Consider the following 23,028-nt stretch of genomic DNA (forward strand, 5'->3'; position numbering starts at 1 on the left):
TGAAACACTTAAATTAGACTAAATGGTCTTAAGTGCTTTTAAAATAGAACTGAAAAATAGCATTAAAAAGTGGCATTGAAATTTGTAAATAAGTTAACTGGAAAGGCGAGTAAGGTGCCTTTTCAATATCAAACATTATGAAGTGGGAAATTAAAAATGGCAGGAAGCAGTATTGGTCAAGTTTTTAAGGTGACAACTTTTGGTGAAAGCCATGGTGCAGCATTAGGTTGTATTATTGACGGTATTCCACCTAATTTAGCAATCACTGAAGCAGACTTACAGCATGATTTAGACCGTCGTCGTCCGGGACAATCTCGTTATACCACGATGCGCCAAGAAGGCGATCAAGTAAAGATCTTATCGGGTGTATTTGAAGGTAAAACGACGGGATGCAGCATTGGATTGATTATTGAAAATACCGATCAGCGTTCTAAAGATTATTCTGCAATTAAAGATTTATTTCGCCCTGGCCATGCAGATTATACTTACCATCAGAAATATGGACACCGTGATTACCGTGGCGGTGGCCGTTCTTCTGCACGTGAAACTGCAATGCGTGTTGCTGCAGGTGCGATTGCTAAAAAGTATCTAAAAGAGCAGTTTGGTGTTGAAATCCGTGGTTATTTAAGCCAATTAGGGGATATTACACCGGATACGATTGACTGGAATGAAGTAGAAAATAATCCATTCTTCTTCCCTGATTCCAGCAAAATTACAGCGCTTGAAGATTATATGAAAGCGTTGATTAAAGAAGGTAATTCTGTTGGCGCTAAAGTCACTGTGGTCGCTTCTGGAGTGCCGGTTGGATTAGGCGAACCTGTATTTGATCGTTTAGATGCTGAATTAGCTCACTCGTTAATGAGTATTAACGCAGTTAAAGGTGTTGAGATTGGTGACGGTTTTGCTGTGGCGAACCAAAAAGGTACCGAACATCGCGATGAGATGACACCTGAAGGTTTCTTATCAAACCATGCTGGTGGTGTATTAGGTGGTATTTCAACAGGGCAAGATATCATTGCGTCTATTGCTTTAAAACCAACATCAAGTTTAACTATTCCTGGTCGCACCATCACAACTGACGGTGAAGCAACAGAAATGATTACAAAAGGGCGTCATGACCCTTGTGTTGGTATTCGTGCAGTGCCTATCGCAGAAGCGCAAATGGCGATCACGTTACTTGACCACGTATTACGTCACCGTGCACAAAACTTGCACGTGACCACTAATACCCCGCACTTAAGATAGTGTTAATGGTCGTTTAATTCGCTTAAGGCACTCTTAAGCAATAAGTCAGAAAATAAAAATCCGATGCCTAACAGCCTCGGATTTTTTTATACCTATTTACTGTGTTATCCACTTGGAGAATAAAAGGGGAAGAAAAAATTAGTTATGTTTTTCTTCTTTTAAGATTTCCTTCTTTTAACATCGTGCTTCCGCTTCCGTGATTAAATCGCTTTTGATTTTAAAACCAACTAACCACGAAGCCGCGGCGCAGAGAGCACGAAGAAAAGAACAAGCAGAAAATATTTAAAGGTATTTATTCTTGTATTTTTTAAGGTTTACTTCTTTTCACTTCGTGCCTTCGTGGTTAAATGGCTTTTTATTTAAGACCTAAGCAACCACGAAGCCGCTACGCTGCACGAAGAGCACGAAGAAAAAATAAACTGAGAAATTAAGTAGCAACTTTTGTATTGTTTTAAGGTTTACTTCTTTTAACTTCGTGTCTTCGTGGTTAATTCGCTTTTGCTTGAAGTTTTTCACCTTAAATTCGTAACCTCGTAGTTAATTAGCTTTAACTGATATTTAATCCAAGTACTGTTTAAATTTTACAATTTTACCTTGGTCAGTTATTTCTATACCTTCTTTTTCCAATAAAGCCTTTTGCCTGATAAATGCCTCGCCTATTAAAGATATTTTACCCTGCGAATTCACCACCCTGAACCAGGGTAAGCGGGAATCTTTAGGTAGCCTCGCTAGTACCTTGCCAACATGGCGGGAATGAAGAGGAAAGCCGGCTTGTTTCGCTAGTTGCCCATAGGTTATTAACTTACCTTCGCCTAAATAAGACAAAATGGTATAGATGTTCTGTGCAAACTCTTCCATCTTTCAGGCTTCTCTTGTTTGATATGTAAATTCATTGCCCTTCGAGGGGTTGTTAGGAATCAGAAAAGAAAGACCTAAAGAACAAAGTGCAAAACCAGCTCCACAGTAAAACACCCAAGAAGGGTTGACTATCCAAACTAAACCTAATAATACCGGGATCACCACCGCTGCAATATGATTAATTGAAAAGCTAATACCGGCCGTAGCTGCTATATCTTCTGGGTTTGCTATTTTTTGAAAGTAGGTTTTAATGGCAATTGCTAAAGCAAAAAAGAGGTGGTCGATAACGTATAATGAAGCGGCAATAGTACTATTTTCAACTAAACCGTAGGCAATAAATAAAATAATTAGCCCTAAATATTCGAAAATAAGTACGGAACGCTCTCCGAAATAAGCAATGAGTTTGCCAATTTTAGCGGCAAACAACCAATTAAAAACATAATTAATTAAGAATAATGCACTGATCTCAGCGACGCTGTAGTGAAATTTTTCTACCATTAGGAAACCAGCAAATACCACAAAAATCTGTCGACGAGCGCCACTGAAAAAAGTCAGTGCGTAATACAACCAATAGCGTTTTTTTATTATGAACTTTTTGCTTTGTTCGGTAAGTGGCGGGAATTGTTTAAAAGCTGAAGCTAAAAGGAGCGTTAATATTAAGCCTAATCCACCAAATAATAAATAAGTGACTTCATAACTTACTTTGAAGTAGTCCATCAAAACCCAAACACTGGCATAAGCGAGTAATGACGCGATGGCTTTAACAGAAAGTATTCGGCCCATGAAATGCGCTGCTTCTGATTTATTGATCCATTGCAGGGTGAGCGATTGATTAACTGTTTCGAAATAATGAAACCCGATCGACATTAACATAGTCGTTAAATATAAGCCCATTACCTGTGGGAAGTAGCCTGTAATGGCAACACCTACCGACGTTATGCCCAAAGAGAGGATAGCTAAGCGTTGCTCTTTAATAAATAAGAGAACGTAAATGACAGTAAAAGCTAAAAAGCCGGGGATTTCACGTAAACTTTGTAAAATTCCTATTTCAACACCCGTAAAGTCTGCTTTTTCAACCACAAAGTTATTCAACAATACCATCCATACGGAAAATACTAATGGCATGATAAAAGCCATTACAAGTAATAAACTTTCAGGTTTTTGTAAAAAAGGATGCGATTTCATGGGTAGCCGTGATTTAGGATAAAAAAACATTTTACGCTTTTTACTGTCTAAAGCGAATCTTGTCTTTAGTTGCGCTGTAATTTAGTTAATGACAATAAAATCTAGCCGTTAAGCATCTTATGGTGATATCTTTACTTTATCAAACGGTGTTAAGTTGATTTTTTTGTGAATTTATATGCATTATTCGTAAATATAAATTCATAAAATAAGTGTCTTATAGCGTTTGAGTCTACCTTTGTTAGTAGTTATCTTTATCATTATCTTTAGACGTCATCTCCCATCTCGCTTTATTCTTAGTGGATCATAGGCTTTAACAGGGTGATAACAAGGGTTCTGATGCGGTTAACATTGCTTTAACACGAGAGTGCGGGGGAAGTGAATAAGAAAATTGGATTTTATGCCGCTTAAAAGATAGAATACAGACAAAATTACACCTTTAACAGTAGGGTGATTTCAAGAAATAATGTATAAGCCCTGTGCTTGTACTGAGCTTATGCGCGTTATTTCTTGGTCAAGGGAGTTTTTGTTAAGTGCACTTTTCATAAGAAAGTAGTTTCCTTTACAAAAAAAGTAAAAAAATTAATTGCTTGTTTTTGGTAACTCAATTACAAGTCGTGTGTAGCACTTCGAAAACATTAGATCTTACAGTTAAGTAACATTACTGTTTTATCTTGAAGGACATGTTTATGACTAATATAGAGCAAAACGCTCAAGGCCTTTATGTGCCTGAACTGGAACATGATGCTTGTGGTATCGGTTTCGTCGCACATCTAAAAAACAGCAAGTCTCACAAGATTGTGACACAAGCTTTAGATATGCTAGCGCGTATGGAACACCGTGGTGGTCAAGGTTGCGATCCATGTAGTGGTGATGGCGCGGGTATTCTTTTACAAAAACCACATGAGTTTTTAGTAACAGAAGCATTAAAAGAAGGCATTACCCTTCCTAAATTTGATCAGTACGGCGTAGGAACCATTCTATTCCCTAAAGATGAAAATCATCGTGATCATTGTCGCGAAATTTTAGCAAGAACTGCTGAACGTCTTTCTCTTGAAGTGATTGGTTACCGTGTATTACCTACCGATAACTCAATGATAGGTGCTGATCCATTAAGCAGCGAACCACAGTTTGAACATATGTTCGTGACTGGCGGTCCTGATATGGAACCTGCTGTATTAGAACGTAAATTATTTATTCTACGTAATTATGCAACACGCATTTGTTTAGAGTCTGTTAATGGCATTAAAGATAACTTTTACATTAACACTTTCTCTTACAAAACGATTGTATATAAAGGTCAATTAACCACTGAACAAGTGCCACAATATTTCTTAGATTTACAAAATCCAAGTATGGTGACTGCACTTGCATTGGTTCATTCTCGTTTCTCAACAAACACATTCCCACGTTGGCGTTTAGCCCAACCGTTCCGTTACATTGCTCACAATGGCGAGATTAATACGGTTCGCGGTAATATCAACTGGATGAAAGCGCGTGAAGCTTTGCTTGAAGCTGAGTTCTTCACTCGTTCTGAATTAGACATGTTAATGCCAATCTGTACTGATGGTATGTCTGACTCTGCAAGCTTTGATATGGCATTAGAATTATTAGTGCTGTCTGGCCGTAGTCTTCCTCATGCATTGATGATGATGATCCCTGAAGCTTGGCAAGAAAATAAAACGATGGATCCTAAGCGTCGTGCTTTCTACCAATACCATGCAAATCTAATGGAACCTTGGGATGGCCCTGCTTCTGTTTGTTTCACCGATGGTGTACAAGTAGGCGCAACACTTGACCGTAATGGCTTACGTCCATCTCGTTATACAGTGACAAAAGATGACTTTCTAGTGATGGCATCTGAATCAGGTGTTGTTGAAATTGACCCAGAAAACATTAAATTACGCGGTCGTTTACAACCTGGTCGTATTTTTGTTGCTGACCTTGAACAAGGCCGTATCATTTCTGATGATGAAGTGAAAGATGGCATTGCAGCAAGAAAACCTTATGAAACTTGGTTACAAAATAACTTAGTTAAATTAGAAGATCAGCCTGCAGCATTAGAGCGTAATATCCAACCAGATGCGGGTAAATTGTTAAAACGTTTACAATCGTTTGGTGTAACTTCTGAAGAAGTTAATGACATTATTCTACCGATGTTACTTGATGGTAAAGAGCCATTAGGTGCAATGGGTGTGGATTGGCCGTTAGCGGTACTGTCACATCAATCTCAACATTTATCTCATTACTTTAAACAATTATTTGCACAAGTAACTAACCCACCAATCGATCCGATTCGTGAGCGTATGGTTATGTCGTTAAATACTTATTTAGGTAAAGACAAAAATTTACTGGCAGAAACGCCAGAACATTGTCATAAAGTTGAGCTGGAATCGCCTGTATTAAGTAATGCTGAATTACAAAAAATTAATGCACTGGATGACAAGCACTTACAAGCTAAGACATTAGAAACTTTCTTTGCCGCTTCTGGTGAGCCAGGTAAGTTGAAAAAAGCGCTAGCACGTATTTGTCGTTACGCAGAAGATGCGATTCACGATGGTTACTCAATCATCATTCTTTCTGACCGTAATGCAACGTCTGACCATGCGCCAATTCCTGCTATGTTAGTAACAGGTGCGGTTCATCACTACTTAATCAAACGTGGTCTACGTGCTATGTGTGACATCGTAGTGGAAACAGGTGACGTACGTGAAACACATCATTTTGCAACAGTAATTGGTTACGGTGCTTCTGCCGTTAATGCTTACTTAATTGAAGAAATGATTGTTGATCTACAAAATAAGAAACGTTTACCAGCTGATAAATCTGTTGATGAAATCTTTAAATCTTACAAATATGCGATTGACGCAGGTCTGTTGAAGATTTTCTCGAAAATGGGTATATCAACGATTCAGTCTTATCAAGGTGCACAAATATTTGAAGCATTGGGCATTAGCAAAGCAGTGGTTGATGATTACTTCAAAGGCACTGTAACGCGTATTCAAGGTTTATCAATTGATGATATTGCACATGAGATTTTAGTGCGTCATCGTTTTGCTTACCCATTACGTGCAGTACCTGTGCAACGTTTAGATGTAGGCGGTGTATACCAGTGGAAACAACGTGGTGAGAAACATTTATTTAACCCAACAACGATTTCATTATTGCAAGAATCGACTCGTAACAAAAATTATGAGCAGTTCAAACAATACGCAGAAGCCGTTGATAAACAGGGGGATGATGCAGCAACGTTACGTAGCCAATTTGTATTTGTACCTAAAGAAACAGGTCCAATCTCAATTGACGAAGTCGAGCCAGCGGAATCAATTCTAAAACGTTTTGCAACGGGTGCGATGAGCTTTGGCTCTATCTCACATGAAGCTCACTCAACACTTGCGATTGCAATGAACCGAATTGGCGCAAAGTCAAACTCTGGTGAAGGTGGTGAAGATCCAATCCGTTTCAAACCAAAAGAAAATGGTGATTGGGAACGTTCTGCTATCAAGCAGGTAGCATCAGGTCGCTTTGGTGTTACGTCGTACTACCTAACAAACGCTGCTGAAATCCAAATTAAAATGGCACAGGGCGCTAAACCAGGTGAGGGTGGTCAATTACCAGGTCACAAAGTTGATGACTGGATTGGTCGTACTCGTCACTCTACTCCTGGCGTAGGTCTAATTTCACCACCACCGCATCATGATATTTACTCAATCGAAGATTTAGCGCAGCTTATCTACGATTTGAAAAATGCTAACCGCGAAGGTCGTGTTAACGTTAAATTAGTATCAGAAGCCGGTGTTGGTACGATTGCATCAGGTGTAGCTAAAGCAAAAGCTGACGTAATCTTAATCGCTGGTTTTGACGGCGGTACAGGTGCATCACCATTATCATCTATTCGTCATGCTGGTTTACCATGGGAACTAGGTTTATCTGAAGCACATCAAACGCTAATGAAAAACGGTTTACGTAACCGTGTTGTGTTACAAGCTGATGGCCAGATGAAAACACCTCGTGACTTAACAATTGCTGCTTTACTAGGTTCTGAAGAATGGGGCGTTGCAACGGCTGCTTTAGTGGTTGAAGGTTGTATTATGATGCGTAAGTGTCATTTAAATACTTGTCCTGTTGGTATCGCAACACAAAACAAAACATTACGTGAACGTTTCGACGGCCGTGTAGATGATGTTGTTACTTTCTTTGGTTATATGGTTCAAGGCATGCGTGAAAACATGGCGATGTTAGGCTACAAATCAATCACTGAAATGGTTGGCCAAACACAAAACTTGAAAGTACGCGAAGATGTGACGCACTGGAAATATAAAAACTTAGATTTAAGTACTATTCTATTCAAGCAACAGGGTAAAGAAGAAGATGGGATGTTTAACCAAACAACTCAAAATCATAACCTTGAAGCAGTATTAGATAGAAAACTAATTGAGTTAGCAGCACCAGCGTTAGAGAAAGGCGAGGCAGTATCGGGTGAATTCCCTATCACTAATGTCGACCGTTCTTGTGGCGCCATGCTTTCTAATGAAATTTCAAAAGTCTATGACGACCGAGGTTTGCCTAAATCGATGCAAGTTAAATTCAAAGGCTCTGCTGGACAATCATTTGGTTGTTTCCTTGCAAAAGGTGTTGAGTTTACGGTTGAAGGTGATGCAAATGATTACTGGGGTAAAGGTTTATCTGGTGGTCAAATCGTGGTTTATCCATACCGCTCATCAACATTAGTTGCTAAAGATAATATTATCGTTGGTAACGTATGTTTTTATGGCGCAACATCTGGTCAATCATACATTAATGGTATGGCTGGTGAACGTTTCTGTGTACGTAATTCGGGTGCAGAAGTGGTTGTTGAAGGTATCGGTGATCACGGTTGTGAATACATGACCGGCGGTATAATGATCAACTTAGGGTCTACGGGTCGTAACTTTGCGGCGGGTATGAGTGGCGGTGTTGCTTATATTTGGGACCAAGATGATAAGTTTACAGCTAATTGTAATATGGAACTGGTTGACCTCGATCCTCTAGATCAAGCAGATAAAGATCTGTTAATTGCAAAAGTCACGAAACATTTAGAGCTTACGGAGTCTAATATGGCGGCGAAGTTCTTAGCGGATGTTGAAGCAAGCTTAGCAAAAGTTGTTAAAGTGATGCCTCGTGATTATAAAGCGGCATTAGCAGCTCGAGTCAAAGGAGAAGCAGCATAATGGGTAAGCCTACTGGATTTTTAGAATTAGGTCGTGAACTTCCACCGAAATTATCGGTTGAAGAGCGTCTAAAAGATAATAAAGAGTTTGTACAAAACGACGTGTTTGGTAAAAAGATTAATGACCAAGCCTCTCGTTGTATGGACTGTGGCGTACCGTTTTGTCATAACGGTTGTCCAATTGGTAACATCATTCCTGAATTCAATGATGCGGTTTACCGCGAGAGTTGGTTAGAGGCTTGGGAAATCCTGAGCTCAACGAATAACTTTCCTGAATTTACTGGGCGTGTTTGTCCTGCTCCATGCGAAACTTCATGTGTTTTAGGTATTAACCAAGATCCTATTACGATTTGTAATATTGAAAAAACAATTGTAGAAAAAGCATACGAGAATGGTTATGTTCAACCAAAAATACCAAGATCTCGTAGCGGCAAAACAATTGCTATCATCGGTTCTGGCCCTGCAGGTCTTGCAGCAGCAGAACAATTAAACTCAGCAGGTCACACTGTGACGGTTTATGAACGCGATGAAAAAATAGGCGGTTTATTACGCTTTGGTATTCCAGACTTTAAACTAGGTATGGACATTATCGATCGTAAGATTGCGGTAATGGAAGCAGCTGGTATTAAAATGGTTGTGAATGCACACATTGGTGTTGATTTTGATGCAAAAGATTTGCGTAAGCAATTTGACGTTGTGTTATTAACAGGTGGTTCAACGGTTCCTCGTGACCTACCAATCCCTGGTCGTGACTTAAAAGGTGTTCATTTTGCAATGGAATTCCTTGGTCAAAATAACCGCCGTGCAAACGGTATGGATCTTAAGACTGAAGAAATTCATGCAGCAGATGACCATGTAGTGGTTATCGGTGGTGGTGATACAGGTTCTGACTGTGTTGGTACTTCTAACCGTCATAAAGCCGCATCGGTTACACAAGTGGAAATCATGCCGATTCCACCTGAAAAACGTACAGTGAATATGCCATGGCCTTCTTACCCAATGATCTTGAAAACAACAACTTCACACGAAGAAGGTGTAGATCGTCATTGGTCAATCCTAACTAAAGAATTCATCGGTGATGAAAACGGTAACGTTAAAGAGTTAGTGGTTGCAGATATCGAATGGGAAGAAGCAGCACCGGGTCAACGTCCTAACTTTAAAGAAATTGAAGGTTCTGTACGTTCAATTCCTTGTACTAAAGCTTTCTTGGCAATGGGGTTCTTACACCCAGAACCAACGGGTGTTTTAGCGCAGTTATCAATTGGCTTAGATGAGCGCGGTAACGTTAAAACTAACGATTACCAAACGACTCAAGCAGGCGTATTTGCCGCAGGTGATATGCGTACTGGTCAGTCTCTGATCGTACGTTGTATTAATGAAGGCCGTGAAGCTTCACGTGCTATTGATGCATACTTGATGGGTAACTCTAATCTTGAATGTATCAATGATTCATTAATGATGGCTAACTAAAACAAACCATTATTGGTTGTTTGTTAGGCAATCTACTAACAACATTACTTAACATGCAATTTAGTGTTAATAAACCCCCTCTCTTTTTAGAGCAGGGGGTTTTTTTGTTTTAAAAGTAGTATAAAATCCGTTTCCCTTAAATTCGGTATTTTGTACCGGTCATACTAAAAACATTTGAAAGTCTGCTGTATCGTGCAGTTTATTTTCAAATGTAGAACAAAGGAAAGATTAATGTCTTTAATCGATTTTTCAGCTTCTACGCTGTCGATTTTACCTGCAGTGGTTGCACTGGGGTTAGCTATTCTTACTCGCCGAGTTTTATTGTCGTTAGGTTTAGGTATTATTTTAGGTGCTTTATTACTGGTTGATTTTTCAGTGGTAGCAGCGGGAACTTACATTTTTAACACGGTTAAAGGTGTGGTAGTTGAAGATGGCGGATTAAATACTTGGAATATGAGTATTGTCGCTTTCCTGTTATTGCTGGGAATGATGACGGCGGTATTGACGCTTTCTGGTGGCACGCGTGCCTTTGCTGATTGGGCACTTGACCATATTAAAGATAAACGTGGTGCGTCGCTATTGGCGGCATTTTTGGGCGTGTTCATATTTATAGATGATTACTTTAATAGTTTGGCCGTTGGTTCTATCTCTCGCCCTGTTACTGACCGTTTTAATGTGTCACGCGAAAAATTAGCTTACATACTTGATTCAACCGCTGCACCAATGTGTATTCTGATGCCTGTTTCAAGCTGGGGCGCCTATATCATGACCATTATCAGTGGTATTTTGGTTAGCCATGGTATGACAGAGTATTCGCCGTTAGGGGCTTATGTTGCATTAATTCCTATGAATTTCTACGCAATATTTACTTTGTTAATGGTCTTTGCTGTGATTATTTTCAAACTTGATATTGGGCCAATGAAAAAACATGAAGCAATGGCAGAAAAAGAGATCACTAAGGGTGAGCAAGACTATATCGATTTACAAGATGAAATGGGTATTGAAGAGCATGAACAAGGTAAGGTTGGCGATTTAGTTTACCCAATCATTGGCTTAATTATCGGAACGTTATTTTTTATGCTTTATACCGGTAATGCTGCATTAGCTGAAGCGGGTCAAGCTTTCTCTGTATTAGGTGCCTTTGAGAATACCGATGTCGGTGCTTCTTTAGTTTACGGTGGCTCAATCGGCTTAGTACTTTCTTTATTGACCGTAGTAAGACAAAAGCAAAGCTTTGCAAATATTAAATTTGCTCTTTGGGTTGGCGCAAAATCGATGTTCGGTGCCATTATTATTCTATTTTTTGCTTGGTCTATTGGTACTGTGATCGGTGATATGAATACCGGTACTTATCTATCAAGTTTAGTACAAGGTAATATTGGATTACATTGGTTACCGGTTATCTTATTTGTCCTTTCTGGTGCAATGGCGTTCTCAACAGGAACTTCTTGGGGTACCTTTGGGATCATGTTACCGATTGCGGGCGATATGGCCGGTGCAACGGATTTAACCATGATGTTACCGATGTTAAGTGCGGTATTAGCGGGCTCTGTATTTGGCGACCACTGTTCTCCGATTTCAGACACCACTATTTTATCGTCAACGGGGGCGCGTTGTGAGCATATTGACCACGTTGCAACACAATTACCCTACGCGCTTGCAATGGCATTAGTGTCTATTGTTGGTTTTGTTGTGATTGGCTTTACTGGTTCAACTATAGGTGCTTTAGTTGCCTCAGCAGCTGCCTTTGTGACCGTGATTGTGGTGATGAAAACATATTCACTTCGTTCGTCAATTTCTTCGCCTATTACTCAGTGATAAAAACTAAACTTTGAATAAAACTAAAAAGCAGGCTTGCCTGCTTTTTTTGTGCCTGTAGATTTACGCTTAATGTGATGACTCATGCCATACCTTCAATAACATGCTTTAATACCTTCTTATCAATAACATACCTTCAATTCCGTAACTTCAAAAACATGCCTTTAATGTCTCACCTGCTCACCTTATTTGACTTTAAGGCTTACAGATTCTGCATTCTTATTGGTAACTGAGGCGCAATTTAGCTTACCCAATAATAAACAAGCCTCCGTGACTATCCTTTTTCGAGTAGCCTTGCTAGGATCTGTTTTTTGTTTCTGCTAGGTAACTGTTTTGACCATTTCTGCTACTGCTTTAAAAGACCATTTAAATGACGTGTTATACAAAGACCAATTCCGTTTAAAACGTAGGATTGATGATCTTGCTAACTTAAAATCGCCTGAAAAAGTAGAACAAAACCTAACTAAAATTGCCATTGATATACAGGTCTCGATGGATAAACGTAAGCAACGTTTAGATAACCTGCCAGAAGTGACTTATCCTGACCTGCCCGTTAGCCAGAAAAAAGACGAAATAGCCAAAGCCATTGCCAATAACCAAGTGGTCATTATTGCTGGTGAAACAGGCTCTGGTAAAACAACGCAAATACCTAAAATCTGTTTAGAGCTAGGGCGAGGTGTATCGGGCCTTATTGGTCATACTCAACCGAGACGTTTAGCCGCTAGAACCGTGGCCAATCGTATTGCTGAAGAGTTAGATTCTGAGCTTGGTGAAACAGTAGGTTATCGAGTTCGATTTACCGATAAGGTCAGTGACAAGTCTTATATCAAACTAATGACTGACGGTATTTTATTAGCTGAAATACAAAACGACCGTTTCTTAAGTCAATATGACACCATCATTATCGATGAAGCGCACGAGCGTAGTTTAAATATCGACTTTTTAATGGGTTACTTAAAACGTCTATTACCCCGTCGCCCAGATTTAAAAGTAATTATCACTTCCGCGACCATTGACCCAGAACGTTTTGCACAACACTTTTGTGATAAACGTGGTAAAGCTGCGCCTATTATCGAAGTGTCTGGCCGTACATTTCCTGTTGAAACCTTATATCGTCCATTGGATGAATACGCAGCAGGCGACCAAATCGAAGGTATTTTTCAAGCAGTTGATGAGCTACAACGTTTAGGCCGTGGCGACATTCTTATTTTCATGAATGGTGAACGTGAAATTCGCGATACTGCAGAAGCATTAACAAAACGAAAACTACGCGATACCGAAGTACTGCCTTTGTTTGCGCGTTTAAGTGTGGCAGAACAAAATAAGATATTCCAAGGGCATCGTGGTCAACGTATCGTGCTAGCCACCAACGTAGCAGAAACATCCTTAACCATACCGGGTATTAAATACGTCATTGATACAGGTACCGTGCGTATCAGCCGTTATAGCTACCGTACTAAAGTGCAACGTCTACCGATTGAGGCAATATCGCAAGCCAGTGCAAATCAGCGTAAAGGTCGTTGTGGCCGTGTTAGCGAAGGTGTTTGTATTCGTTTATTCAGTGAAGATGACTTTCATGGTCGTCCTGAATTTACTGACCCAGAAATACTGCGTACTAACTTATCGTCAGTTATTTTGCAGATGTTATCGCTTGGCTTAGGTGAGCTTAATAAATTCCCATTTGTAGAGCCTCCGGAAGATAGAAATATCAAAGATGGTTTGAGCCTATTAGAAGAACTAGGCGCGGTTGACCTAAAAGCCAAAGATCCACGCAAAAAATTAACACCTTTGGGTCGTCAACTAGCGAAATTACCCGTAGACCCACGTTTAGCGCGTATGATTTTAGCGGCTAAAGACTTTGATTGTGTACATGAAGTGATGGTGATCAGTGCGGCCTTAAGTATTCAAGATCCGCGCGAACGTCCAATGGATAAGCAACAAGCATCCGATGAAAAACATCGTCGCTTTCAAGATAAAGATTCTGACTTTATCACCTATGTTAATTTATGGAATTACATCAACGAACAGCGCCAAGAATTGTCTAGTAGCCATTTCCGTAAAATGTGCCAAAAAGACTTTTTAGCTTATATGCGCGTGCGTGAATGGCAGGATATTTATACACAAATCAAACAAGTGACCGATGAGCTAGACATTAAGGTGAGCAGCACGCCGTCTAACTTTGATGCGATCCATCAAGCTTTATTAGCAGGCCTTTTATCACATATCGGTTTAAAAGATAAAGACGCCGAATATTTAGGTGCGCGGAATAGTAAATTTTATATGTTCCCAGGCTCAGGTTTATTTAAAAAACAGCCAAAGTGGGGCATGTTTGCGGAACTCGTTGAAACATCAAAACTATTTGCACGAGTCGCGGCACGTATCAAGCCAGAGTGGGTAGAACACCAAGCACAACATCTTATTAAACGTAGTTACGCTGAACCGCATTGGCAGAAAAAGTCAGGCGTGGTTGGAGCGTTCGAAACACAAACCCTATACGGGATTCCTATTGTCAGTAAGCGTAAAGTTATTTACACCCATATTGACCCAATATTATGTCGTGAGTTATTTATTCGTCATGCCTTAGTGGAAGGGGAGTTTGAAACACGTCATCAATTCTTTAAAGATAACCAAGCGTTATTAAATGACATTGAAGAGTTAGAGCATAAATCACGTCGCCGCGATATTTTGGTCGATGATGAAACGTTGTTTTTGTTTTACGATGAACTTGTACCGCAAAATGTATGTAGTGCAAAACAGTTTGATAGCTGGTGGAATAAAGAAAAAAAACAACAGCCACAATTATTAAACTATCAACGTGATCAAGTCATGGCGCATGATGCCGACAAAGTCACCGCCAATGCTTATCCAGATCACTGGCAGCAAGGTGATTTTCGTTTACAGCTTGAATATGCCTTTGAACCAGGTACTAGCCAAGATGGTGTAACGGTGAATATACCGTTGGCATTATTAAACCAAATATCAGACCAAGGTTTTGAGTGGCAAATACCAGCGCTACGTGAAGAGTTATTAGTCGCGCTAATTAAAACATTGCCTAAACCTATTCGTCGTAATTTTGTCCCAGCTCCAAACTATGCAGAAGCTGCAATGGCTAATTTAGTACCTTTACAGGGGCCGTTATTAGAGGCTTTTGAAAAACAATTACTACGCATGACTGGTGTTCGAATTCCTGAAGATTCATGGGATCTTGATGCATTACCGACACATTTACGGATCAAATTTAAGGTCATTGACGATAAGCAAAAAAGTGTTGCTGTCGGCACCGATTTAAAATTATTGCAGCACGACCTAAAAGGTAAAGTGAAACAAACCTTATCAAAGGTTTCAAAGCAAGGTATTGAAAAATCAGATTTATTAGAATGGGATTTTGGTAAGTTACCAACATCGTTTAAAAAAGACCATGGCGGATATGAAGTGAAGGCTTATCCTGCCTTGGTAGATAAAAGCAAAAGTGTGGCGATTGAGTTATTTGACAGCGAAGCCAAAGCACAACGTTTTAATCAAGCAGGATTACGTCGATTAATTTTGTTAAACGTACCGTCACCGATTAAATACCTGCAACAAAGTTTACCTAATAAGGCCAAGCTTGGGCTGTACTTTAACCCTTTTGGGCAAGTGAAAGACTTAATTGATGACTGCATTAGCTGCGCCGTTGATGCAATTCTTGTGGGGCAGACACATCCGCAAGAAGCACCTGAATTTGAGCGACAAAAAGAAAAAGTGCGCGCTGAATTGGCAGATAAAACGTTGCAAATTACACAGCAAGTGGAACAAGTATTAACCCTTGCTCATGCCGTCAATAAGCAATTAAAAGGCAAAGCGGATTTAAGTATGTTGGTGGCTAAAGGGGACATTAAGTCGCAGCTAGAGCGTTTGATTTTCCCTGGGTTTGTTTGCCAAGTGGGTGAGGGAAAACTTAACGACATTAAGCGTTATTTATTAGCGTTACAAAAGCGTTTAGAGAAGTTACCGGTGAATCCAAACCAAGACAGATTAAATACCATTGAGTTACACGACCTCGAAGAGCGTTATCGTGCACTTTGTAAGAACTTATTAAGTGATGAAACTGAAAATACTGATTTGGCAGAAGTGTATTGGATGATGGAAGAGTTACGCGTTTCATTGTTTGCACAGCAGCTAGGAACGCCTTATCCAGTGTCGGCTAAACGAGTTCGTTTGAAATTAACGGAGCTAAAAGGGTAGCTTTTTTTACTTGGCTTTGGGGAGCAGTATTCATTCTGCTTTCCCTTATCTTTAATATGAGTAAGTTAATGCTCGTCTTCGACCATTCAGTAAGTTTATGTTTATTAATAGTTTTTTTCTTTTAGTGATCCGTTTCGGACTGCCTCCCTACAATAGCATCATTCGCTAAACATATCGGTAAGTGTTGGGTAGCCAGTAAAAACCAATTACGACGATCAATTCATTAAATTATCACTATCAAGATTTCTATCATATGTCATTAGCACTCGCTAATATTAAACATGTATAAAATTCAGCCTAACGCATTAAATGTGAAGAATATTAAGGGCTTAAAACAATGTAAATATCATTAATCAATAGATTTATTGTAATGTACTCATTATTGATTAATAATATGTTTTTTTGTAGATGTTTCTGGCTGTCCTGTTTTGTGTTTACTTATATTTAAAATATTGATTAATTGTTTTTTTAGGTGTTGTAGTGTCAAATTTAAATGAATTAAATTATTCTGTCCATACACAGGGAATACGACGGATAAATTCTGTCTAATACGCTTTATAAACCTCAATCATGTAAAGGTATAAATATGAAAAAAATATTATTAATTGCATTAACTGCTTCTATTATTGGTTGCTCATCACAAGTTCAAACGGGGTCTGTAAAACTGGCGTACTCAAACTTTGAAGATAGAGATTACGAAGACACTCTTATGTATATAAGCCAAGCGGAACAGGCGAGGCAAGTGAATCCAGAGTTAAAAGCTGAGTTAACGTATTTAAAGGCTCAAACATATGAAAAAATGGGTGAATATAATAAAGCAAAAAGTTTGTATAAATACCTTAGTATTGAGCATAAATCATCGCAATATGGTTATTTAGCTTCTGAGCGTTTAAAGCAACATTTATAATAAGTGGCTCAACTGGCATAATGATTTTCATTGTTTTTCTTAAAGAAAAAGCAGTAAAAATAATGCCAACTTACACGCAGCTAGTAAGGCGTTTAGAATTAATTAATGTAAGAATTGCATAAATGAAGAAAGTAATAATGTTTGTGCTTATTGGTGTGGCTGGTTGGCAAATATACTATAAATATAGTGTGCCAGTCATTACCAATGAGGATCTTAAACTACTGAGTGTATCAACCGAAAAAGTTAGCGAGTCATTGTCGTTTTATGAGTCGAACTACTCATGTGACGGTCGTCAATATTGTAGTCAAATGAACTCACTAGCAGAAGCGGTGTTCTTTATAAATAACTGTCCAAACACGAAAATGGATGGGGATCATGATGGGCGACCTTGTGAAAATGATTCGCGTTTTTAAATGGAGTTTTTACGAATGTCTGACATTGTTGGTATAATAGGTATTTTAATCTTTTTAATTGGCGGAATACTATTTTTAATTGAATCTTTTAAAGAAAGTATCTTTTGGGGAATTGCTTGTATATTAATAAACCCGGTTGTACTTGTGTTTACGGTCATGCATTGGGAAGTAGCTAAAAAGCCTTTTGTAATTCAACTAATGGGTATAGGTTTAATGCTGATTGGTGCAGCATAAATCTAATCGGTAATCGGTAATCGGATTTGAGATCTTGGGCTTTCATAACTTTAACGGCTGATGCTTTTAATTCTACCTTTTTAACGATGTATTTTTACATGCTAAAAGGTAGTTGTTTCTCGTTCCCACTGTCCTCTGTGGGAATGCACACTTTAGTATTTTTAGGGCAAGGATTGGCCCGTCTGGAACACTGAAAGTAGTGGACTCCTATACATTGAAGTCAATAATATCAATTAGTTAATCATTCAAACGATATTCAATGTGGCTACGATTTCCTTGATGGAAGTTGTGAACACCCATTAGTTGATCACAATAAAATCAACCCTTTACAATTTTAATATACTGGGTATTCAGTTATTCTATATTAAATTTATCAATAAAGCGGGAGGTTGTCGGGTAAACTCTCTAGTTATCATTCTCTAGTAATATTTACCTATTAAACATGCTAATTGGATAAAACACATGCCTCATAACTACACACCTACTGTTAAAGACTGGCTTTCTCTGCTGTTACTCATTTTGCTGTGGGGCACATCATTTATGTTTACCGCTGTTTCACTGCAAAGCTTTAGTCCTGTGGGTATCGTTTCTCTTAGAGTGTTGATTGCTGCGATTATTCTAACTCTGTTTATGAATGCCAAGGGTTGGCGTTTGCCTGTAGAGCCGTTGGCTTGGGCGATATTTTTGTTGCTGGGTATTATGGGGAACTTGTTGCCATTTTTTCTTATCTCAACGGGTCAGAAAGATATTAGCTCGGGCATTGCCGGATTGTTGATGGCATTTATGCCGTTGGCGACAATGATTTTGGCACATTATTTTGTATCAGGAGAAAGCATCAATCGCTTTAAAATATTCGGTTTTATCTTAGGTATTACTGGCGTGGTGATTGTACTTTGGCCGTCGTTAGTGGGAGCTCACAGTAATTTACTGAGCGGTTTATTGATTTTACTAGCCACTTTTAGCTATGCGATAAATGCAATTTTGGTGAGGCGATTGCCTTCCTATAATCCTGTTGTAACAGCAGCAGGCGTGATGATTATTTCCAGTATTGTGATAGTGCCATTGTGGCTGTGGCAAGATTTACCGTGGCAACAAAGTTACTCTTTAAAAGCCTCGTTATCCATGTTGTGGTTAGGTGTCGGGCCGACTGCATTTGCTACCATTCTTTTATTTGCTGTTATCGGCACGGCAGGCCCTACGTTTCTATCGTATATTAATTACGTGATTCCTATTGTGGCGTATTTTACTGGCGCGCTTCTTTTGGGCGAAGCCATTGAATGGCACAGCCTAGCGGCGATGTTATTAATAATTTTAGGAATAGCGCTAACGCGGAAGCGAGTTGTTGATTAAATTAGGTGTTTGTGGGTTTTCGGGAATGTCGTGTTAATCAGTGGTATTCCATTTACACATTTTCCATCAAGTGACTTAAATATGCACATAATAGCTATTGCGGTCTTTGTCAAAAATCGAAAGCCCGCAAAAAATTATAAAAGTTATGGACAAAAAAGTTATAAAAAGGTGTGAAAACTTGTGGGCACCCATACGTTGAAGTCATTAATATCAATTAGTTAATGATTCAATCGATTCTAAATGAGGCTACGACTTCTCCTCTATTGAGCTTTCCCAAATCATGAATTGCAAATTGGACGTTTGCTGCATGAACTGTTGTGTTAAGAAAGAAATTGATGGTTTAGATGAAGAAAGTGACTCGGTGCCAGTCTCTTTGCACTCTTGTAAGTATCAGGCTCTCTGCTGGCAGAGATAAAGTAAAGCCGCCGATAGGGCTAAATACAAAACCGGAAATATCAACATAACCTTGATAAGTAAAGGCGAACCAAAATAAAGAGCAAGACAGCCATAAACTTTGACGTGTGATAAGTAATATTTTCAGCTCTATCTTTTAATGATGTAGTTTTACATGTCTAGGGGCGTTGTTATGACTCAGTCTCGCCACCTCAAATGTCGTTATCAGATGCACCTTATTATCACTGTATTCCACGTTGTGCTGGTTGCGCTTATTTATGTGGATAAAAAACTATGGGGTCTTTGATTGTGTGCAAAATGCCCCCGAAGGAGCCATTATAATTGATTCGACGTGAGTTATACGGTGGCTTTTGCTTTGCGCAGAAACTTTAATGGCCGATCTTTTCACTATATCTTCGTTATCAATTAACAATATTTTACCTGTAAAAGTATTTGCCTGTCCGATTTGGAACTTTCGATCTGAACTCTGTCCTAAAACCGGGTGTCATGCATTTAGCTTTTTTGAGGAGGGATCACGTTTTGTTTGTTGTTTACAATTATGCAGATTAAAAATATCGTATTCTTATTCATTATTTATAATTTGCTTATGTGCAATACCTTGCCTATTCCGTATACTTTAATAGCGAGTTTTTCTACCATAAATGAAAGGATTTCCTGTGCAACATTTCAAAAATTTATTCAGCCGTCATTGTTATCGCCATTTTCTATTTTGGGTATTACTTTTTGCTGCAATATATAGTGCTGCAGGGTTTTTATTAGCGCCTGTTTTAATTCAACAGACGATAAAGGAACAAGTTCAAACGAATTTAGGTTGGAAAACTGAAATTGGAAAAATCGAATTAAATCCTTATAGCTTATCTTTAAACATTGAACAATTGAGTATCATTGACCAAAACAACAAAGAAGTCATTGGTTTTTCTCGTTTTTATACAGACTTCACTTTACGTTCAATATTTGAGTTAGCCGTTACTTTTCAATGCATTGAATTAATTGATCCTCGTATTGATATAACTATCAACAAAGAAGGTGAAAATAACCTTAGTAAAGCCCTTGCAAAGCATGCCGTTGCTCCTGAAAAAAACGAAATTGAAGATGAGGAAGAAGAATCATCTATTATTCCTTTATTAATTGATAAAATCAGCTTACAAAATGGTACTTTAAAACTCACTAATTTTCAGCCAAGTAATTCGGTTGTACATCAAGTGACACCAATCTCCTTTGACTTAGAAAATTTCTCAACAAAATTGAATGAAGATGGTCAATATAAACTTGATATAGCATTAGGCACTGGACAGACAATAAATTGGAATGGTTTAATTTCGGTAAACCCTATCCATTCATCTGGTTCTTTAGATTTGTCTGGCATTAAAGTGCATGAACTTTGGCCGTATCTCCAAGATGCAGTTCCTTATGAATTAATTAATGCCATTGCTTCAGTGAAGGGTGACTATGAAGTGAGTCTATTAAAAGACGAACTCGCTTTAAAAATTGAAAATTCGCTAATTGATATTGATAGCATTAAGCTAACTTCAGAAAATACACCTGACGGGTTACTTGCAATTAAAAAAATCCATATTGGTCCAAGTCATTTTGACCTACAGGAAAAAAAATTAATCATTAAGCAAGTCGTTATTGATACTTTGTTACTTGATATATTACGAGATCAACAGGGCGAATTAGCAATGCTAGCACCATTAGCTAAAGCCAAAACACCTGAAATCGACACTAACACAATACAAACTGACGATGCTAAAGACATTACTGTAAAAGATGATGCATCATCACAAGCGACACCTCCATTTATGTGGTCTGTTGAGCAGGTTATAGTGCAAAATAGTCAAGTTAATTGGCTAGATAAACAACCAAAAAAACCGGCCGCTATTGCGGTTAAACAGATTAATATTGAATTAAATAAATTAAACCAAGATTTAACATCAACATTACCTTTTTCAATAAATTATTTTGTTGATTCATCACAAAAGAATACAGTGGTGGGCGACTTAGTCATTGCCCCTTTAAAATTAAACTCACATTTAACGCTTGCAGGAATAGATTTAACCGCAGTACAGCCTTACGTCGCAGAGTCTGTTCAAATTAAACTTGAAAAAGGACGCTTGTTTACAGATGCAGACTTTCAGTTGAATGAAGCTGCCGATGGACAAATTCAGGGCGAATTCACTGGTAACATTAATATCAAAGCATTTAATAGCCTGGACAAAGTGTTAAATAAACGCCTTCTCGGGTGGAATGAATTATCAATTAACCCCATAAAAGTTGACCTTAATCCTCTCGCTATTGATATTGGAAAAATTGCTTTAATTGAACCCTACTTTAGAGTTGTAATTGCTAAAGACCGCAGTGTTAATCTATCAAAATTAAGTGTTGAAAAAGCAACCAATAAGAAGGACGAAGCACCTAAAACTACTTCCTCTAATGATGCGCCATTACCATTAAGCATTGGTGAAGTTAGTTTAAGTGAAGGTAGTGCTTATTTTGCAGATCTCTCTTTACAACCTCAGTTTGGCACCGCCATTGAACATATGAATGGTCAAATAAGCAACTTGTCTTCAGATGATACAAAAATAGCCAATGTTGAAATTAAAGGCACGATTGACGACTATGCAACGATGTTGGTCAAGGGTAAATTAAACCCTTTATCTAATGACCTGTATACAGACTTAAACGTTAAGTTTGATAAGATAGATTTAACGGCATTTACGCCTTATTCAGGCCGCCATATCGGTTATATAATTGATAAAGGTAAGTTAAATGTTCAGCTTGATTACAAAATAAAAGATAATAAATTAGAAGCGAAAAATCGTATTATTTTAGATCAGTTTAACTTAGGAGATACTGTTAAAAGTGATGAAGCGTTAGATTTACCCATTAAATTAGCATTAGCCTTATTTAAAAATAAAGATGGAGTGATTGATATTGATTTACCGGTCACTGGCAATTTAGATGATCCTGAATTTAAAATCACAGCAATATTATTAAAAACATTAGGTAACTTACTAACAAAAGCGATTACTTCTCCTTTCTCTGCTATTGCTAGTCTTGCTGGTAGCAACACTGATAGCTTGAATAAAATTGCATTTTCTTTAGGCAGCAGTGAACTTAATTTAGAACAAAAAGAGGCATTGAAAGTATTAGCTGAAGTATTAAATAAACGTCCTGAGTTAGTATTAGAGGTACGGGTTAATGTCGACCAAAAAGCAGAAGAAAAAGCATTGAAAACTTACAATCTGGATCAATATTTCATTGAATCCGATGTTAATATTAATGACTCTAACGAGCTTGTTGATGCAATGGAAGCGTTATATGCTAGTCGTGAATCAAGGCAAAAACTTGATCAGCTTGAAGCTCAAATTAAGTTAAATGTGGAGACTGAACAAAAAGAAGATGAGTATAAAGCTCGTTACCAACAGGCTTTAACCGATGCGTTATTAGAGACTCAACCATTAGAAAGTTTAGATATGTTAACATTAGCTAAAAAGCGCGTCAGCGTAATTAAACAAGAACTGATTAAAGTAAATAAATTACCTAACTCACAAGTGTTTGTTTTAAATCCTTCTTTGGATGGCATAGCAGACAAAGACAAAATTATCACAGAGTTTACTTTGAGCGCAAAATAATTTGTTCAAGCTACTTTTAATCACGCAGTGCACTAATTAAAAATGAAAAGAGCGGGATCTTAGTCGCTCTTT

General features: G+C 38.3%; 12 protein-coding genes. 10 read left to right on the forward strand and 2 right to left on the reverse strand.

The features are described 5' to 3' along the window. Positions 1-156: 156 nt before the first annotated feature. Positions 157-1,245: a chorismate synthase gene (gene aroC, locus MT391_RS06400; RefSeq protein ID WP_499497256.1), complete on the forward strand. Its 1,089-nt coding sequence runs from the start codon at positions 157-159 to the stop codon at positions 1,243-1,245. 558 nt (positions 1,246-1,803) lie between these two features. Here the strand turns inward: aroC and MT391_RS06405 are convergent. Continuing rightward, positions 1,804-2,103 (reverse strand): MGMT family protein, encoded by a 300-nt coding sequence (locus MT391_RS06405; RefSeq protein WP_499497257.1) that lies wholly within the window; start codon positions 2,101-2,103, stop codon positions 1,804-1,806. Positions 2,104-2,106: 3 nt separating this feature from the next. Then, positions 2,107-3,288, reverse strand: a complete 1,182-nt coding sequence (locus MT391_RS06410) for an MFS transporter (protein ID WP_499497258.1) — start codon at positions 3,286-3,288, stop codon at positions 2,107-2,109. Between the two features lie 686 nt (positions 3,289-3,974). Between MT391_RS06410 and gltB the strand changes: the two genes are divergently transcribed. The 9 genes from gltB (at position 3,975) to MT391_RS06455 (ending at position 22,956) form a co-directional block, all read left to right on the forward strand. Next, positions 3,975-8,495, forward strand: coding sequence for a glutamate synthase large subunit (gene gltB / locus MT391_RS06415; RefSeq protein WP_499497259.1), 4,521 nt, complete (start codon positions 3,975-3,977; stop codon positions 8,493-8,495). Then, positions 8,495-9,964, forward strand: coding sequence for a glutamate synthase subunit beta (locus MT391_RS06420; RefSeq protein ID WP_166372013.1), 1,470 nt, complete (start codon positions 8,495-8,497; stop codon positions 9,962-9,964). Before gltB ends, MT391_RS06420 begins: the two co-directional genes overlap by 1 nt. Before the next feature lie 231 nt (positions 9,965-10,195). Then, on the forward strand, positions 10,196-11,782 hold the full coding sequence (locus tag MT391_RS06425; protein ID WP_499497260.1) for a Na+/H+ antiporter NhaC family protein: 1,587 nt from the start codon (positions 10,196-10,198) through the stop codon (positions 11,780-11,782). 333 nt (positions 11,783-12,115) lie between these two features. Beyond that, the gene (gene hrpA / locus MT391_RS06430) at positions 12,116-16,003 is read left to right on the forward strand and encodes an ATP-dependent RNA helicase HrpA (protein WP_499497261.1); all 3,888 of its coding nucleotides are present in this window, start codon (positions 12,116-12,118) and stop codon (positions 16,001-16,003) included. A gap of 586 nt (positions 16,004-16,589) precedes the next feature. After that, entirely contained in the window at positions 16,590-16,910 is a 321-nt protein-coding gene (locus tag MT391_RS06435) for a tetratricopeptide repeat protein (protein WP_499497262.1), read from the forward strand. A 137-nt stretch (positions 16,911-17,047) separates the two neighbouring features. Further along, complete coding sequence (locus MT391_RS06440) at positions 17,048-17,323, forward strand: excalibur calcium-binding domain-containing protein (RefSeq protein WP_499497314.1); 276 nt, start codon at positions 17,048-17,050, stop codon at positions 17,321-17,323. Positions 17,324-17,338: 15 nt separating this feature from the next. Further along, positions 17,339-17,557 (forward strand): hypothetical protein, encoded by a 219-nt coding sequence (locus tag MT391_RS06445; protein ID WP_499497263.1) that lies wholly within the window; start codon positions 17,339-17,341, stop codon positions 17,555-17,557. A 462-nt stretch (positions 17,558-18,019) separates the two neighbouring features. Continuing rightward, positions 18,020-18,907, forward strand: a complete 888-nt coding sequence (locus tag MT391_RS06450; RefSeq protein WP_499497264.1) for a DMT family transporter — start codon at positions 18,020-18,022, stop codon at positions 18,905-18,907. A gap of 1,070 nt (positions 18,908-19,977) precedes the next feature. Further along, positions 19,978-22,956 (forward strand): DUF748 domain-containing protein, encoded by a 2,979-nt coding sequence (locus tag MT391_RS06455; protein WP_499497265.1) that lies wholly within the window; start codon positions 19,978-19,980, stop codon positions 22,954-22,956. Positions 22,957-23,028 lie beyond the last annotated feature (72 nt).

Source organism: Vibrio sp. 1-Bac 57 (assembly GCF_037546855.1).
GTDB lineage: Bacteria > Pseudomonadota > Gammaproteobacteria > Enterobacterales > Psychromonadaceae > Psychromonas.